Here is a 16,111-nt window from a genome sequence, read left to right as displayed (position 1 = left end):
ATCACCCGGCGGTCGGAAGCCCCACGGCGTTGAGCCGCACGAAGACCTGCATGAGGACGTAGAGCGCGAAGGCCGCGTCATCCACGCGCAGCTGCGGCAGCGTGGACAGGCCCTGCAGGCGCAGCAGGTCCGAACCGTCCACGTGGAGCAGGAAGGCCTGCTGGGCCAGGGTGCCTTCGCCCGCGAACGCCATGGCGCGGCGGACGGCGTCGGTGCAGGCGGTGACGCAGGTGGTGTAGTCCCCAGCCGTGAAGGCGGCCTCCGCGGCCCGGGCGTGGTCGAAGAGGTCCCCCGGCGCCAGCGCGCTCGTGGGGCCCAGGAGCTTGCTGCCCGTGTTCGGCGCCACCACGGGCACGGTGGCGGGCTCCACGCGGGGCGGAGCGGGCGCCGTCAGCGTGCGGGGCACGGGCGTGGCGATGGAGGAACTCGCGGTGGCCGCGGGGCTCGCGGTGGCGGCGGTCGGCGTCGCGGCCGGGGGCTGGCGCTGGCTCAGGTGCTGCGAGAGCTGCGCCTCCAGGCCCGCGGGAGCGCTCCCGGGAGGCGGCGGGGCGGGGCGGGGCGGCGGGACGATGCGCTTGGCGCGCAGGTCCTTGATGACCAGCCGGGTGATGGTCTTGAGCGCGTCCATCACGCCGCGGCCGTTGGTGGCGGCCGTCTCGAAGTCGGGGACGCCGCGCGGGTTGAGCTCCCGGCGCAGCTCCTCCACGGAGAGGACGTGGTCCAGGTCCCGCTTGTTCCACTGCATCACCAGCGGGAAGCGGTCCAGGCGGATGCCGTTCTCCAGGAGGTTCTCCTCCAGGTTGGAGAGCGACTCGCGGTTGGCGTCCATGGCCTCCGCCTGCGAGTCCGCCACGAACACGACGCCGTCCGCGCCCTGGAGCACCAGCTTGCGGGTGGCGTTGTAGAAGACCTGTCCGGGCACGGTGTAGAGGGCCAGGCGCACGGAGCAGTCGCCCACGCGCTCCACCTTCACCGGCAGGAAGTCGAAGAAGAGCGTCCGGTCGCCCTCGGTGGCGATGGACATCATCTCTCCGCGGTGGGCCGGGCGAACGGTCTCGTAGATCTTTCGCAGGGACGTCGTCTTCCCCGACAGGCCGGGGCCGTAGAAGACGATCTTCGCGGCCACTTCGCGGGCCATCAGGTTCACGCTGCTCACGGTGTCAGCTTACCTAGAACGACTCGGCGCCCGGCGCCAGTTGCGGGGCGAACATTCGCGGGCGTCCCGGCCCGGTGCTCGGCCGCGAGCAGGGCGAAGAGGGCCGCCTCCTTCGCCTCCTCGGGGAAGCCCAGCACGTCCAGCCGCTCCAGCGGCACCGGGGCCAGCCGCGCCCGCAGGTCCGCCATGAGCACCGGGTTCCGCGTCCCGCCGCCAGAGACATACACCGCCTCCAGCCGGGGGAAGCGGGGGCGGATCCACGTGTCGAAGGCGCGCGCGGTGGCCTCCACGGTGAAGGCGCGCGCGGTGGCCATCAAGTCGTGGGGCCGGTTCGGGGCCGCCGCCCAGAGCCGGTCCACCAGCGGCTCGCCGAAGCCCTCGCGGCCCGCGCTGCGCGGGGGAGGGCGCGCGAGGAACGGGTGCGCGAGCAGTTCCTCCAGGAGCCCCGGGAGCACCTCGCCCCGGGAGGACAGGCTGCCGTCCCGGTCGCACGCGAGCTGTCCCTTCGTCACCCGGCGCGCCAGGCCATCCAGCACCATGTTCGCGGGCCCGGTGTCGAACGCGAGCGTGTCGTCCATGTGCTCGCCCACGACGCTGATGTTGGCGATGCCGCCCAGGTTGAGGAACGCGCGCGTGACGTCCGGACGCTCGCGGTTCCGGAAGACGGCCCAGTCCATGTACGGCACGAGCGGCGCGCCCTGTCCGCCCACGGCCATGTCGCGGGTGCGGAAGTCGCTGACGACGGGCAGTCCGGTGCGCTCGGCGATGACGGCCGCCTCGCCAATCTGGAGCGTGGAGGCGATGGGGGACAGGTCCGGGGGCAAATGGGCCATCGTCTGGCCGTGCGAGCCCACGACGTGGATGTCTCCGGGCTTCACGCCCGCGCGCGCGATGACAGCGAGCACCGCATCCGCGAAGCGCTCGCCCAGCTCGAAGTTGAGGGCGCAGAGGCTGCGGGCATCCTGCGGGCCCAGCACCCGCGAGACGAGCTCCGGCGTGAAGGGGTGGGAGACATGCGCGAGCAGCTGGAGCCTCACGTCCGCGCCTGTGCCCTCCACACGGCACAGGGCCGCGTCCGCCGCGTCCACGCTCGTGCCGGACAGCACGCCCACGCACAGCCGCGGGGGCAGGGAGGGAGCGGATGTCGTGGCGGGGTGCATGCCCCAAGTCTAAGGGCCTGCTCCCACGCCCGCCGGCCCCCGGCCCGGAGGGGCACCCTCCCTGTTGGAGAATGACGCCCGGACAGGGGCTCGTGTTCAGCGGATGGACGGCGGGCTGTCGATTTTCGGAGAGAGCAGGGCGCGCTTCAGCGCCGGCGCGGGGCTGCTCGGGAGGCCGCTGGGCGTTCGAGCCCTCGCAGGCCCGCATCCTTCAGCCGGCGCCGGGCCTGGGCCGCCGGAAGCCCCGTGAAGTGCATGGCCAGCGCCAGCTTCACGTTGCCCCCCGCGGCGTCGAGCAGCGCTCCGGCTCGCGCGGGAGGGAGCTCCGTCAGCTCCGCCACCATCCGCGCGGCCCGCGCCCGCAGCTTCGTGTTCGTCGGGCGCACGTCCACCATGCGTCCCCGGTACACGTGGCCCAGGGCCACGAAGGCCGCGGTGGTGATGGCGTTGAGCACCAGCTTCGTCGCCGTCCCCGCCTTGAGCCGCGTGGAGCCCGCCACCACCTCCGGCCCCGTGCGCGCCAGCACCACCGTGTCCGCGCGCATGCCCGGGCCAGGCGGGTTGCAGCACACCAGCACCGTCTGCGCGTGGCGCACGCGGGCCTCGTCCAGCGCGCCCCGGACATAGGGCGTGGAGGCCGACGCGGAGATGCCGCACACCACGTCCCGCGCCGTCGCCCGGAACGCCCGCACCGCCCGGGCCCCCGCGGCGACGTCGTCCTCGGCGCCCTCCACGGCGCGCGTCAGGGCCCGCCGGCCACCGGCAATGGCAGCCTGGACCCGCGTCGCCGGGACGCCGAAGGTGGGGGGACATTCGCTCGCGTCGAGCACGCCGAGCCGGCCGCTGGTGCCCGCGCCCACGTAGAGCAGCCTGCCACCAGCGCGCAACGCTTCCGCCACGGCCCGGGCCGCCGCCGCGATGGACGGCAACGCTTCACGGACCGCGCGAAGCGCGATCAGGTCTTCTTGATGCAGCCGTCGGACAACCGCCTCGACAGGGAGGAGGTCCAGGTCGTCCGCACGGGGATGGAGCCGTTCGGTGGGCGGAAGCGCGGACTTTCGAGCGCGCGTCATGCCCACCGGATGGCTCCCGGACTTCAGGCGGCCTTGGTCACCTTGCCCGCCTTGATGCAGCGGGTGCAGGCCAGAACGCGCTCCACGGAGCCGTTCACGTTCGCCCGCAGCTTCTGCAGGTTCGGGAGGGTCCGCTTCTTGGTCTTGTTGTTCGCGTGGCTGACGTTGTTACCCACCAGCGGACGCTTCCCACAGAGGTCGCACTTCCACGCCATGACTGCTAACTCCTTGAAAACTGGGGCGTTCGACAGCAGCCCATAAAAGAGCGGCGGACCCTACCAGAAACAGGCCGGAAATCCAGCCGGATCCGAAGCGACACGCTATCGCTTGAGCGGATCCTTCTTGTTCAACATCTCCTGCACCAGCCGCGCGGCCCGCATGCCCGCCAACAGCTCGCCCTCCAGGCCGAGGCCGGGCAGGACTTCACGGCCCGCCAGGATCACGTTCTTCGCGGGGGTGCGCTGCTTCAACCCCGTGACGCCCAGGAAGGCTTCCGTCTCGAAGGTGTAGAGCGGGTGGGGCATGAGCCGGCTGCCACGCACCCCCCCGGCGTCCAGGTAGGGGACCGAGCGCAGGGCGCGGTGCTGCTTCGTGAAGGGCATCAGCCGGTCCAGGTGCTCCTCGATGCGGCTCGCGAGCGCCCGGAGGTGCTCCTCTCCTTCTTCGCGAGCGGAGGCCGGGACGAAGGCGCCCGCGCACACCACGCGCACGCCCTCCACGTCCTTGTGCCCGGTGGCCCCGGCGGTGCGCGCCGGGTGCTGCTGCACGAGCAGCGGGCCCAGCTCCGGGTCCTGTGTGTCCAGGAGCACCAGCTCGCCCATGCCGCGCGGGAGCGCCGCCTCCGGCACCACCCAGTTCACGCTGAAGAGCAGCGACTTGATGTTGGACTGATCCAGGTGCTCCAGCAGGCCGCGGTGGTGCTTCTTGTCCGTCACCAGCCGGCGCAGCGCCCCGGAGTCCGTGGCCGTCACCAGGCACGACGCGCGGTACAGCGTGTCCGAGCGCACCAGCTTCACGCCGGAGAACTTGCTGCCCTCGAACGCGAGCTCCTCCACGATGAAGCCCGCCGGGTTGTCGCGGCCCAGCACGTCGCCGCCCAGCTCCGTCAGCCGGCGGGTGAGCACGTCGCGCAGGGCGTCCATGCCGCCGGGGTAGGTGGATGGCGCGGTGAGCACCTGGGACAGGGCCCGCGTCTGCGCCAGGGGCGCGCCAGGCTTCTCCAGGTGGACGAGGAAGGGCAGCAGGCCGCGCACCAGCGACAGCGCCGGATCATCCCCCGCGAGCCGGGGCGCGGCCTCCAGGGCCGGGTGCTCCTTGATCTGCCCCTTGAGCTTCCAGCCCTCGAAGAAGCCGTCGGGCGGCAGCTGGGGCCCGGCCTTGAAGAAGGCGTCGGTGGCCTCGTGCTGCGCGGCGCTGCCGGTGAGCGCGCCCTGGATGCCCTCGCCGGCCTCGCCGAACTCGCGCGTCAGCTCCGCGCGGCGGCGGGTGGCGTCCCCGGACAGGTCCACCCGGTTCTTCGGCAGCACCAGCTGGAGCTCCGGCGCGTGCGGGCGCAGCGCCCGGCCGATGACGGTGGACAGCCCCAGCTCGGTGAGGGCTTCCTCCACGGCGGGCATGGCCTTGAGGGGCGGCGCGACGAACGGGGCGTAGGGCAGCACGAAGCCGTCGTGCTCGTAGCCGGGCCCCATGCCGTCGTGCTCCACCAGCAACACGCGGTGGCTGCGCTTCGCCAGGAGCGCGGCGGCGAGCGCGCCTCCGACCTGACTGCCCAACACGATGACGTCGTACACGTGCCGGGACGGGCCCGAGGGGAGCTTGAGTTTGGCGGCGGACGTCGACATGGCCACCGAACACTACACAACGTCACCGCGTCTGGCGCCCTTTTGGCGACCCGCTTCCCCTGGGAGCCTGGACCCGGGGTGGGGCGTGTGTGCCCTCAGGCCCGGGATTCGAAGAGGCGCGCGAGCAGCTCCGGGGGCAGCGAGTCGAAGTCCGGGGCGGTGTAGTGGGCCCCCGCGTTCTTCAGCGCCTCCGCGGTCGTGGTGGTGGTGATGCCCACGGTGACCATGCCGGCCGCGCGCGCGGACAGCACGCCGTTGATGGCGTCCTCGAAGGCCAGGCACGACTCGGGCGGCACCTGCAGCGCCTTCGCCGCGGCGAGGAAGATGTCCGGCGCGGGCTTGCCGCGCTCCACCTGTTCGGCGCCGACGACACAGGTGAAGAGCGGACGCACGGCGAGCCCGTCCAGCACCAGCTCGCGGTTGTCCTGCGGCGCGGCGGTGGCCACGGCCAGGGGAAGGCGCGCGTCGCGCAGGCGGTGCAGGAAGCCCTCCGCGCCCCGGTGCAGCGCCAGGTACGGCCGGTAGATGGCGCGGTAGTGCGACTCCTTCTCTTCCGCGAGCGCGTCCAGCTCCGCGACGGAGAGGGCGCGGCCCAACAGCTGCGGGAGGATCTCCTCGTTCTTCTTGCCCGCGAACTCGTTCTGGAAACGTTCCGCGGTCAGGCCATCCAGCCCCAGCTTCCGGGCGAGGGTCACCCAGGCGCGATTGTGGAAGTCCATGTTGTCGACGAGCGTGCCATCCATGTCGAAGACGGCGGCGAGCAGGGGGGCGGCTGCGGAAGTCATGTTCCTCCCAATACCGATTTCTGCCGCCATGTCACCCCCGAATCTCCCCTGCGAGCCCCTCCCGGGCTGATATCCCCCACGGCATGAGCGAGGACGTGCTGCTGGAGACGCGGGGCGCGGTGGGCATGGTCACCCTCAACCGGCCGAAGGCCCTCAACGCGCTCTCCCTGGAGATGTGCCGGGTGCTGCATCCCCGATTGGACTCCTGGGCGGCGGATCCATCCGTGAAGGCGGTGGTGATCCGCGGCGCGGGAGGGCGGGCCTTCTGCGCGGGAGGAGACGTGCGCGCGGTGGCCAGTTCGGTCGCACGGTCGGATCCGTCGCTGTCGCGCGAGTTCTTCCTCGCTGAGTACGCGCTCAACCATCGGATCCACCACTTCCCGAAGCCCTTCATCGCGCTGGTGGACGGCATCTGCATGGGCGGTGGATTGGGGCTGTCCATGCACGGCGCCTTCCGGGTGGTGACGGAGAAGCTGGTGCTCGCGATGCCGGAGACGGCCATCGGCATCTTCCCGGACGTGGGCGGAGGCTGGTTCCTGCCGCGCTTCCCCGGCGAGTCGGGGACGTATCTGGGGCTCACCGGTGCGCGCTGTGACGCGGCGGATGCGCTGTGGCTGGGGTACGCGACGCACCGCACGGAGTCCTCGCGGCTGGAGGACGTGGTGGCGGCGCTGGTGGCCGCGGACTGGAGCAGGCCGGGGCGTGAGGTGGCGGCGCGCGTGCTCCAGGGCTTCCATCAGGACGCCGGTGCGCCGGGGCTCGCGGCGCGGGCGGAGGTCATCGACCGGTGCTTCCAGGGGAGCCGCGTGGAGGACCTCTTCGCGGCGCTGGAGCGCGAGGGCACGGCGTGGGCGGAGGAGACGCGCGCGACGCTGCTGCGCATGTCGCCCATGAGCCTGCGGGTGACGCTGCGGCAGCTGCGCATCGGGCGCGGGCAGGACTACGACGCGACGGCGCGCATGGAGTACCGGCTGAGCCAGGCGATGACCCGGCGAGCGGACTTCCAGGAGGGGATCCGCGCGGTGCTGGTGGACAAGGACCAGAAGCCGCGCTGGAGCCCGGCCACGCTCGCGGAGGTGACGGACGCGGAGGTGGAGTCGTGCTTCGCGCCGCGGCCGGGAGACGAGCTGGAGCTGCCCGCGCGAGGGTGACTACAGGTCCTCGTCGCTCACGACGGTGCGCCCGTCTTCGCGCAGGAGCGCGGTGGTGATGCCTTCACCCGGACGCAGCACGCCCGTCTCGTAGACGCGCTGGCTGCCGCACGAGGGGCTCTTCTCCTTCAAGAGCGCCACGGTGGCCTCGAAGCGCCGCGCGGCTTCCAGGGCCAATTGGGCGCCCGCCTGGAACGCGGCGGTGCGGTCCTCGCGCGTCTCCCGCGTGAGGGCCCGCGCGCGGCCGGCCCAGACGTCCACGCCCGTGCCTCCCGCGAGATCCACGGGAGGCCGCGGAATGCCCAGGCCCGCGGCGGCCTCCGGGCAGATGGGGATGACGGCCTTGCCCTCCAGCGCCGCGAGCACGCGCTCCGAGCGCTGTGAGCGCCCGTCATAGCGGCATGCCTCGCCCAGCAGACACGCGCTGACCAGCACCGTGGGCGCCGCGCGCAGGGCCTCGCGGCGAGCCTCACGCGCCGATGCATCGTCTCCACGGGAGGGCGCGTGCTCCACGGCCTTCGTCACTTCGGAGCACCCGGGCTGCGCAGCGCCGTGCCATCGCCTGTCACGCGTGCGTCCACCTTCGTGCGCGGCCCATCCAGCGCCACCGCGCCCGTCACCGCCAGCCGCACGGCCAGCGGATACAGCCGGTGCTCCTCCGCGAGGATGCGCGCGCTCAGGCTCGCCTCGTCATCGTCCGGCAGAACCGGCACCGCCGCTTGCGCGATGATGGGGCCCGTGTCCGTGCCCGCGTCCACGAAGTGCACCGTGCACCCGGCCACCTTCACGCCTCGCTCCAGCGCCTGCTTCTGCGCATGCAGACCCGGGAACGCGGGCAGCAGGGAAGGGTGGATGTTCAGCACGCGCCCCGGGAAGCGCTTCAGGAAGTCCGCGCTCACCAGCCGCATGAAGCCCGCCAGGCACACCCACTCCACGCCCGCGTCCGCCAGCACGCCGAGCACCGCCGCCTCGAAGTCCGCCTTCGACCCGAAGCCCTTGTGGTCCACCACCTCCGCGCGCACGCCGGCCTTCCGGGCGCGCTCCAGCGCGAACGCCGTGGGCACGTTGGACACCACGCACGCCACCTCGGCCGGGTAGTCCGCCTGCCCGGCCGCGTCGAGCAACGCCTGCAGGTTGCTCCCGCCGCCGCTGACGAGCACCCCCAGCCGCGCCCGCCGCGCGCTCATGGCTCGATGACCGCCGTGGCCTCGCCCTGGCCCGCTTCCACCCGGCCCACCTCGGACGCCTCCACGCCCCGGGCGCGCAGCACCTCCAGCGCCTTCGCCACGTCCTCCTTCGCCACGACGACGATGAGGCCCAGGCCCATGTTGAACGTGCTGAACATCTCGTCGCGCGCCACGCCGCCCGTCTTCGCGATGAGGTCGAAGATGGCCGGCTTCCTCCACGTGGACTCGCTGAGCACCGCGCGCGTCCCGTCCGGCAGGCACCGGGGCAGGTTGCCCGGGATGCCGCTGCCGGTGATGTGCGCCATGCCCTTCACCTTCACGGCCTGGCACAGCGCGAGCGCGTCCTTCACGTAGATGCGCGTGGGCTCCAGCAGCGCGTCACCCAGCGGCCGGTCCAGCCCCTGCGGCGTCATGTCCAGGGGCAGCTTCGCGTCGTCCAGCAGCACCTTGCGCGCCAGCGAGTAGCCGTTGCTGTGCAGCCCCGACGACGTCAGGCCGATGAGCGCATCCCCCGGCTTCACCGCCTTGCCGTCGATGATGGCCGAGCGCTCCACCACGCCCACGCAGAAGCCCGCGACGTCGTACTCGCCCCGCGCGTAGAAGCCCGGCATCTCCGCCGTCTCCCCGCCCAAAAGCGCGCACCCCGCCTGCTCGCAGCCCAGCGCGATGCCCTTCACCACCTCCGCCGCGGCGTCCACCTCCAGCTTCCCCGTGGCGAAGTAGTCCAGGAAGAACAGCGGCTCCGCGCCACAGGTGAGGATGTCGTTCACCGACATGGCCACCAGGTCGATGCCCACCGTGTCGTGCCGCCCCGCCAGGAAGGCCACCTTCAGCTTGGTGCCCACCCCGTCCGTGCCCGCCACCAGCACCGGCGCCTGGTACTTGCCGGGCGGCAGGGCGAACAGGCCGCCGAATCCACCCACCCCGGCGACCACCTCGGGGCGCGTGGTGCGCGCGGCATGGGGCTTGATCTTCTCGACGAACGCGTCGCCGGCCTCGATGTCTACTCCGGACTGCTTGTAGGTCGTTCCCACGGGGCGGCCTTGTACCCCTCCCCAAGGCCCCTGTCTCGGGCCTCGGAAGGGACGTGTCGGGTTTGTGGCGGCCTGTCGCCCCCGGGCGCCCGCGCGATATCGGTCTGGGATATTTGACCGGTGGGATGGGGGCTGATTGACTCGCGGGCCAGATGGGCGCCGAGGAAACCCTCTTTCAACGTTTTGGCAAGGAGTTCCCCAAGGGCACCGAGCTCTTCCGCGAGGGAGAGATCGGCAAGGAGATGTTCGTCATCCAGTCCGGGAAGATCGCCATCTCCAAGCGCGTGCGCGACGTGGAGAAGACGCTCGCCGTGCTGGGCCCGGGCGAATTCTTCGGCGAGATGGCCATCATCTCCAACAAGCCCCGGAACGCCTCCGCCGTGGTGCATGACGACGCGAAGCTGCTCGTCATCGACCCCAAGACCTTCGAGGCGATGATCCGCGGCAACGCGGAGATCGCCGTCCGGATGATCAAGAAGCTGGCCGAGCGCCTGTCCGAGGCGGACGCCCAGATTGAAAACCTGCTCCACGGCGACCCCGCCAGCCGCGTCGTGCACCAGATCCTCCAGGCCTGCCAGACGCGCGGCCGGCCGCTGGAGGAGGGCGTGGAGGTGGACTTCGCCATCCGGGAGATGCCCCGGCAGATCGGCGTGGGCGAGCCCGCCGTGCGCAGCATGCTGGAGCGCCTGGAGCGCGCGGGCCTCATCGAGCGCAGCGGTGACAGGGTCACCGTGTATGACACGGGCCGGCTGCATGACTTCCTCAACTACCTCGAGATGAAGTGGAAGTTCGGAGACCTCTAGCGTGAAGCTGCAAGTCCTCGGGTGCCACGGCGGCGAGCTTCCCACGTGCAGGAGCACGTGCTTCCTCGTGGACGACGTGCTCGCGCTGGACGCGGGTGCCCTCACCGGCACGCTCTCGCTGGATCAGCTCTGCAAGGTGGACGACATCCTCGTCGGCCACAGCCACTTCGACCACGTGAAGGACCTGCCGCTGCTCGCCGACCTGGTCATCGGCCGCAGGGACAGGCCCGTCACCATCCATGCCTCCCGCGAGTGCGCCAAGGCGCTGCGCGAGAACATGTTCAACAACGCGCTGTGGCCGGACTTCACGCGCATCCCCACGCGCCACAAGCCCGTCCTCGCCATCAAGACCTTCCGCGCCGGCAGCACCTTCCAGGTGGGGCCCTACACCGTGAAGAGCGTGCCGGTGAGCCACCCCGTGGAGTCGTGCGCCTTCATCATCAGCGACGGCAGATCCGCGCTCGCCATGAGCGGTGACACCGGCCCCACGGACAAGCTGTGGAAGGCCCTCAACGCCACGAAGAACCTGAAGGCGCTGCTCCTGGAGGCCAGCTTCCCCAACAGCCTCCAGGCCCTGGCGGACATCTCCGGCCACCTGACGCCCGCCACCGTGGGCTCGGAGCTGCGCAAGTTCGACCGCAACGGCGCCCAGGTGCTGCTCTACCACCTGAAGCCCGCCTTCGTGCCCCAGCTCAAGAAGGAGCTGGCCGCGCTGCCCGTGAACGTCCTGGAGCTGGGCGAGACCTTCCAGTTCTAGGGGCCGTCGTGCCGCGCCGCGCCGTACGGAGGTATTGACGGCCCGCGACGGTCGGATTAACCCCCAAGCCTCATGGCCTGGTTCTCCAAGAAGCCCCGCATCGCCGTCGACGCAGAGAAAGCCGCCGAGCCCCAGCCCTCCCGCATGCAGGGCCTCTGGGCCAAATGCGAGCAGTGCGACGAGATCATCTACCGTCAGGAGCTGGAGAAGAACTGGATGGTGTGTCCGCACTGCGAACACCACCACGCCTGGACGGCCCGCGCGCGCCTGGCGGCCACGCTGGATCCGGACTCCTTCGAGGAGTTCGACAAGGAGCTGGAGCCCCAGGACCCGCTCGGCTTCACGGACACCAAGAAGTACAAGGACCGGATCAAGTCCACGCGCAAGAACCTGGAGGAGAACGACGCGTTCATCTCCGGCGTGGGCCGCATCGAGGGCCGCCCCGTCTCCGTGGGCTGCTTCGTCTTCGAGTTCATGGGCGGCTCCATGGGCTCCGTGGTGGGTGAGAAGGTCACGCGCGTCTTCGAGCGCGCCTTCGAGCTCAAGTGCCCCGCGGTGGTGTTCTCCGCCTCCGGCGGCGCGCGCATGCAGGAGGGCATCTTCTCCCTGATGCAGATGGCGAAGACGTCCGCGGCCATCGCGCGCTTCCGCACCAGCGGCAAGCCGTACATCTCCGTGATGCTCAACCCCACCACGGGCGGCGTGGCCGCGTCCTTCTCCTGGCTGGGCGACATCATCCTCGCGGAGCCCAAGGCCCTCATCGGCTTCGCCGGCCCGCGCGTCATCGAGCAGACCATCCGCCAGAAGCTGCCGGAGGGCTTCCAGCGCTCGGAGTTCCTGCTGGACCACGGGATGATCGACGCCATCGTCCACCGCAAGGACCTGCGCGGGAAGCTGGGCCAGCTCATGGGCATGCTCGGGTAGGCCCGCGGGCCTCCACGCCATGGACGCGCCGCGCACTCCCGAGGAGGCCCTCCGTTTCCTCCAGGCGCTCAACCCCTCCGGCATCAAGCTGGGGCTGGAGCGGGTCAAGGACGCGCTCTGCGCGTTGGACCACCCGGAGCGCGACTCTCCGGCGCTGCACGTCGCCGGCACCAACGGCAAGGGCAGCACCTGCGCCTTCGTGGCGCGCGCGCTGGAGGCCGCCGGCCACCGCGTGGGGCTCTACACGTCCCCGCACCTGGTGCGCGTCAACGAGCGGATCCGCGTGGCGGGCGCGGACATCCCGGACGCCGTCTTCGGGCAGCGCATCCTGGAGGTCCTGGAGCGCTACCCGTCCGCGCTGTCGGAGCCGATGACGTACTTCGAGTTCGGCACGGTCGTCGCGCTCTGGCACTTCTCCCGCGAGCGCGTGGACGTGGCCGTGCTGGAGACGGGCCTGGGCGGACGGCTGGACGCCACCACCGCCGCGAGCCCCGTCGTGACGTGCGTCACCCCCGTGTCCTTCGACCACATGGAGTACCTGGGACACACGCTCCGGGAGATCGCCGGGGAGAAGGCCGGCATCTTCAAGCCCGGCGTGCCCGTGGTCCTGTCCCGCCAGGAGCCGGAAGCCCTGGATTCGCTCCTGCGCCGCGCGGAGCAGCTGGCCGTGCCCGTCCAACTGGAGGGCCGCGACTTCCGCATCGTCCCCGGGGCCGATGGGACGCTCTCGTACCGGGGGACTGACTGGTCGCTCGACGGGCTCACGCTCGCGCTGCGGGGGCCGTACCAGCACCAGAACGCGGCGGTGGCCCTGGCGTGCCTGGAGGCCCTCCAGGCACGGGGCGTGGGGGTGACGCCGGAGGCCGCGCGTGAAGGCCTGGCCACCGCGCGCTGGCCGGGGCGGCTGGAGGAGGTGGCCCACGGTCCGACGGTGGTGGTGGACGGCGCCCACAACCCCGCGGGCGTGGCGGTGCTGCTGGAGGCCCTGCGCACGCTCTACGCCGGGCGGCCGTTGCACCTGGTGTTCGGCGTGGTGGCGGACAAGGACCGGGGGCCCATGATGCGGGCCCTGTTCCCGCTGGCGGCCTCCGTGCACCTCACCCCGCTCGACACGCCCCGCTCGCTGGCCCCGGAGCGATACATCGCTGAAGCAGGGGTTTTGTGTTCACGGGTCGTCGCGCACGCGTCTCTGGAGGAGGCCCTTGCCGGCGCGAAGGCCGATGCAGTCAGGCATCCGGGCGGCCTGGTGCTGGCGACGGGTTCATTGTTCCTGGTAGGCGCCGTGAAGCGATGGGTTGAACGGAGCCTTGGCGCGATGCGACAGCAGCAGTAACTTTGCGACATGCGCCTGCCGGACTGGAGAACAGCGCTTCCGGGACCTCCGATGCCCACCGTCGATGAGGTCGACTTCCGGGCACTGTACTCCAAGACGAACTACGTGGTGGAGACGGCGGATGGCTGGTCGCTCGTCATCACGCGCTACCGGCCGGTGAAACAGGCGTTCGCGCAGCCGCTGTTCGGTGAGCCGCTGCTGCTGGTGCACGGCTTCTCCCAGAACCGGCACACGTGGACGAGCGGCCAGTTCGTCAAGAACCTGCTCTTCTTCGGCGTGGACATCCACATCCTGGAGCTGCGCGGGCACGGCAAGAGCTCCATCGCCTTCCAGAAGGAGCGAGCGGAGCGCTTCAAGCGCCCGCTGCCCCAGGACCTGGACTACGGCTGGGACCTGGACAGCTACTTCCTCTACGACCTGCCGGCGGCCGTGTCCGGCGTCAAGCGCATCACCCGGCGCGAGCGCGTCTTCTACTGCGGCCACTCGATGGGCGGCATGCTGGGCTACGGCTACGCCGGCATCCACGACGACTTCGAGGGGCTCATCACCATTGGTTCGCCCGCGGACCTGGGGCGCGGCTTCATGCTGCTGCGCATGCTGGCGCATGGTTCGCCGTTGCTCGCGAGCGCGGTGGACCTGACGCTGGGCGGGCTGAACCTCAACCGCCGTGCTTCCTCGCTGGGCCGCTCGCTGCTGGCGAAGGGGGTGGGCACCTTCAGCCCCGCGCTGCAGAAGCGGCTGGAGCCGGACGCCGCCAGGTCGCTCGTGTTCAACGCGGTGCCGGTGGATGTGGTGCTCAAGTGGGTGGAGCGTCAGCTGGCGCACGCGGACGAGTCCGCGCTGTATCAGCGCTTCACGCGCAAGCTGAACCGGCTGGTCAACACCGAGCGCGTCAGCCGCGACGACATCCGGTGGCTCTTGCGCGAGGGCGGCGAGCGCGAGCCTCGCAAGGTGATTGAACAGTTCGCCCGGTGGATCCGCCGCGGCGAGATGGTCTGCTACCGCACGGACTACGACTTCAAGCGCGGCTTCGGGAAGATTGAAATCCCCATGGCCATCATCTTCGGGGACATGGACCCGCTGGCGTCCGTGGAATCCACGCGCAGCGTGTACCGCGCCGCGAAGAGCGAGTACCTGCTGTGGCGGCCGGTGAAGGGCAACAGCCACGTCGAGCTCACCATGGGGCACGACATCCGGCAGATCTGCTACGACATCAAGAACCTCATCGAGTACGCCCGTACGCACCGCACGCGCTCGCCGGCCCTGCCTCGGCTGCGTTGAAGCGCGGACGTTCCGGCCGGGCTGAAAAGTTGGGGCCTCCCGGCTGCATGATAATTTCGCGCGCGTCTGTCTTCTGACGCATGTCACGGGAGTGGTCGATGAAGGGCTTCGCGGTGGCGCTGCTTGGCTTGTGGCTCGTGCCGTGGGTGGCGCTGGCGCAGCAGCCGGCGGACCTCAACACCATCACGGCCATCTCCGTGAATGGCGGCACGGTGGAGATCACCGGCAGCAAGAAGGCGGACTTCAACAGCTTCACCATGACGGATCCGCCCCGGCTCGTCATCGACGTGTCCGGCGCCGTCTTCCAGGGCGTGGCGGAGGAGCAGCCGGTGGGCAACGGCACCATCACGGGCATCCGCACCGCCACCTACGGCACGGAGTCCGCGTCCATCGCGCGCATCCTCATCGGCTATGAGCGCGAGGTGGAGACGGACATCCAGGCCTCCGGCACGAAGCTGGTGGTGAAGGTCCTGGGCGGCGGGGGGGCCCCGGTCGTCGCGCAGGTGACGCCGTCCGCAGGGCAGGGCACCGCGCAGCAGGGGACCGCCGCGGCCAACACCCAGCCGGGCTCCAACGCGCAGGACGCGGCCCGCGCCGCCGCGTCGGACCGGGAGTCCCAGGAGAAGGCCGCGAAGGCCGCCGCGGACGCCGCCCGGGCGGAGCGCGAGGCCCAGGAGAAGGCCGCCGCCGAGGCCGCCGCCCGCGCCAAGGCGGACGTGGACGCGGAGAAGAAGCGCCAGGAGGAGGCCCAGGCCGCCGCGAAGCGCCAGGACGAGGAGCGCCGCGCGTCGGAGCAGGCCGCCGCCGAGGAGCGCAAGCGCCAGGAGGCGGAGGCCCAGGCCGCCGCGAAGCGCCAGCGCGAGCAGGATGCGAAGGCCGCTGCCGACCAGAAGCGCCAGCGCGAGGAGGAGGCCCGGGCCGCCGCGCAGGCCGCCGCCGAGGAGAAGCGCGCCCAGGCCAAGGCCGCCGCCGAGGAGAGGCGGGCCCAGGCCCAGGCCGCCGCCGACGCGCGCATGGCCGCCGCGAAGACGGCCGAGGAGAAGAAGCGCGCCGCCGCCGATGCCGCGGCTGAACGCAAGCGCCAGCAGGAGGAGGACCGTCGCGCCGCCGCGCAGGCCCGCCGCGAGGAGCAGCAGTCCGCCCGCGAGGCCGCCGCCGAGGAGAAGCGCGAGCGGGCGGCGGAAGCCAGGGAGCGCCGTCAGCAGGCCGTCGCGGCGCGCGAGTCGCGCACCAGCGCCAGCCAGGGCAGCGCCGCCGCGGAGCCGCGCGAGCATGGCGGGGGGGCGGTGTCGTCGCGTCGCAAGACGATGACGCAGATTGGCTTCCAGCAGCGGCCGGACAGCTCGCGCGTCTTCGTGCGCACCAACGACCCCGTGCGCTACACGGTGAGCGGCTCCGGCAACCAGGTGGTGCTGGAGCTGGAGAACACGCGGGTGGTGGAGTCCAACAACACGCTGCCCCTGGACACGCACTTCTTCCCGTCAGCCGTGTCGCGCGTGGAGGCCTTCGCCGGCGCGGGCCAGACGGTGCGCGTCGTCATCCAGCTGAAGCAGGGGGTTCGTTATGAGACACGCCAGGATGGCGGTCTCATCACCCTCGACTTCCCGCGTCCGGGCCGGTAGGACG

Annotated in this window: 16 protein-coding genes; 7 read left to right on the top strand and 9 right to left on the bottom strand. The window is 71.4% G+C overall.

The window, feature by feature from the left end; genetic code table 11:
* Position 1: 1 nt before the first annotated feature.
* The 6 genes from KYK13_RS25820 to KYK13_RS25795 form a co-directional block, all read right to left on the bottom strand.
* On the bottom strand, positions 2 to 1,156 hold the full coding sequence (locus KYK13_RS25820) for an ATP/GTP-binding protein (protein ID WP_223634613.1): 1,155 nt from the start codon (positions 1,154 to 1,156) through the stop codon (positions 2 to 4).
* Positions 1,153 to 2,316, bottom strand: coding sequence for an anhydro-N-acetylmuramic acid kinase (locus KYK13_RS25815; protein ID WP_223634611.1), 1,164 nt, complete (start codon positions 2,314 to 2,316; stop codon positions 1,153 to 1,155). The genes KYK13_RS25820 and KYK13_RS25815 overlap by 4 nt, the downstream gene beginning before the upstream one ends.
* A gap of 146 nt (positions 2,317 to 2,462) precedes the next feature.
* A complete protein-coding gene (locus KYK13_RS25810; protein WP_223634609.1) occupies positions 2,463 to 3,389 on the bottom strand; it encodes an N-acetylmuramic acid 6-phosphate etherase in 927 nt (308 codons plus the stop codon).
* A 23-nt stretch (positions 3,390 to 3,412) separates the two neighbouring features.
* Positions 3,413 to 3,604, bottom strand: coding sequence for a 50S ribosomal protein L28 (gene rpmB / locus KYK13_RS25805; protein ID WP_223634607.1), 192 nt, complete (start codon positions 3,602 to 3,604; stop codon positions 3,413 to 3,415).
* Positions 3,605 to 3,709: 105 nt separating this feature from the next.
* Positions 3,710 to 5,230: an NAD(P)-binding protein gene (locus KYK13_RS25800; RefSeq protein WP_223634605.1), complete on the bottom strand. Its 1,521-nt coding sequence runs from the start codon at positions 5,228 to 5,230 to the stop codon at positions 3,710 to 3,712.
* 95 nt (positions 5,231 to 5,325) lie between these two features.
* Entirely contained in the window at positions 5,326 to 6,015 is a 690-nt protein-coding gene (locus KYK13_RS25795; protein WP_223634603.1) for an HAD family phosphatase, read from the bottom strand.
* Positions 6,016 to 6,098: 83 nt separating this feature from the next.
* On the opposite strand from KYK13_RS25795, the gene KYK13_RS25790 reads away from it, so the two are divergent.
* Positions 6,099 to 7,166: an enoyl-CoA hydratase/isomerase family protein gene (locus tag KYK13_RS25790; protein WP_223634600.1), complete on the top strand. Its 1,068-nt coding sequence runs from the start codon at positions 6,099 to 6,101 to the stop codon at positions 7,164 to 7,166.
* On the opposite strand, the gene KYK13_RS25785 is transcribed toward KYK13_RS25790, so the two are convergent.
* The 3 genes from KYK13_RS25785 to purM all read right to left on the bottom strand — a co-directional run bounded on the left by KYK13_RS25785 (position 7,167) and on the right by purM (position 9,387).
* Positions 7,167 to 7,598, bottom strand: a complete 432-nt coding sequence (locus KYK13_RS25785; RefSeq protein ID WP_223646768.1) for a DUF523 domain-containing protein — start codon at positions 7,596 to 7,598, stop codon at positions 7,167 to 7,169.
* A gap of 89 nt (positions 7,599 to 7,687) precedes the next feature.
* On the bottom strand, positions 7,688 to 8,353 hold the full coding sequence (purN, locus tag KYK13_RS25780; protein WP_223634597.1) for a phosphoribosylglycinamide formyltransferase: 666 nt from the start codon (positions 8,351 to 8,353) through the stop codon (positions 7,688 to 7,690).
* Positions 8,350 to 9,387 (bottom strand): phosphoribosylformylglycinamidine cyclo-ligase, encoded by a 1,038-nt coding sequence (gene purM, locus KYK13_RS25775; protein ID WP_223634594.1) that lies wholly within the window; start codon positions 9,385 to 9,387, stop codon positions 8,350 to 8,352. Before purM ends, purN begins: the two co-directional genes overlap by 4 nt.
* Before the next feature lie 152 nt (positions 9,388 to 9,539).
* On the opposite strand from purM, the gene KYK13_RS25770 reads away from it, so the two are divergent.
* The 6 genes from KYK13_RS25770 to KYK13_RS39105 all read left to right on the top strand — a co-directional run bounded on the left by KYK13_RS25770 (position 9,540) and on the right by KYK13_RS39105 (position 16,107).
* Positions 9,540 to 10,190 carry a Crp/Fnr family transcriptional regulator gene (locus tag KYK13_RS25770; protein WP_223634591.1) on the top strand — a complete coding sequence of 217 codons (651 nt, stop codon included), beginning with the start codon at positions 9,540 to 9,542 and terminating at the stop codon, positions 10,188 to 10,190.
* 1 nt (position 10,191) lies between these two features.
* Positions 10,192 to 10,947, top strand: a complete 756-nt coding sequence (locus KYK13_RS25765) for an MBL fold metallo-hydrolase (protein WP_223634588.1) — start codon at positions 10,192 to 10,194, stop codon at positions 10,945 to 10,947.
* 72 nt (positions 10,948 to 11,019) lie between these two features.
* On the top strand, positions 11,020 to 11,871 hold the full coding sequence (gene accD / locus KYK13_RS25760) for an acetyl-CoA carboxylase, carboxyltransferase subunit beta (protein WP_223634586.1): 852 nt from the start codon (positions 11,020 to 11,022) through the stop codon (positions 11,869 to 11,871).
* 19 nt (positions 11,872 to 11,890) lie between these two features.
* On the top strand, positions 11,891 to 13,204 hold the full coding sequence (locus KYK13_RS25755; RefSeq protein ID WP_223634583.1) for a folylpolyglutamate synthase/dihydrofolate synthase family protein: 1,314 nt from the start codon (positions 11,891 to 11,893) through the stop codon (positions 13,202 to 13,204).
* Between the two features lie 9 nt (positions 13,205 to 13,213).
* Positions 13,214 to 14,485 (top strand): alpha/beta hydrolase, encoded by a 1,272-nt coding sequence (locus KYK13_RS25750; protein ID WP_370645164.1) that lies wholly within the window; start codon positions 13,214 to 13,216, stop codon positions 14,483 to 14,485.
* A gap of 98 nt (positions 14,486 to 14,583) precedes the next feature.
* Positions 14,584 to 16,107, top strand: coding sequence for an AMIN domain-containing protein (locus KYK13_RS39105; RefSeq protein ID WP_304504057.1), 1,524 nt, complete (start codon positions 14,584 to 14,586; stop codon positions 16,105 to 16,107).
* Positions 16,108 to 16,111 lie beyond the last annotated feature (4 nt).

The sequence above is a fragment of the Corallococcus sp. EGB genome (assembly GCF_019968905.1).
Taxonomy (GTDB): Bacteria; Myxococcota; Myxococcia; order Myxococcales; family Myxococcaceae; genus Corallococcus.
Note: the sequence above shows the minus strand (reverse complement) of the source record. Positions and strands in the feature narration are given on the sequence as shown.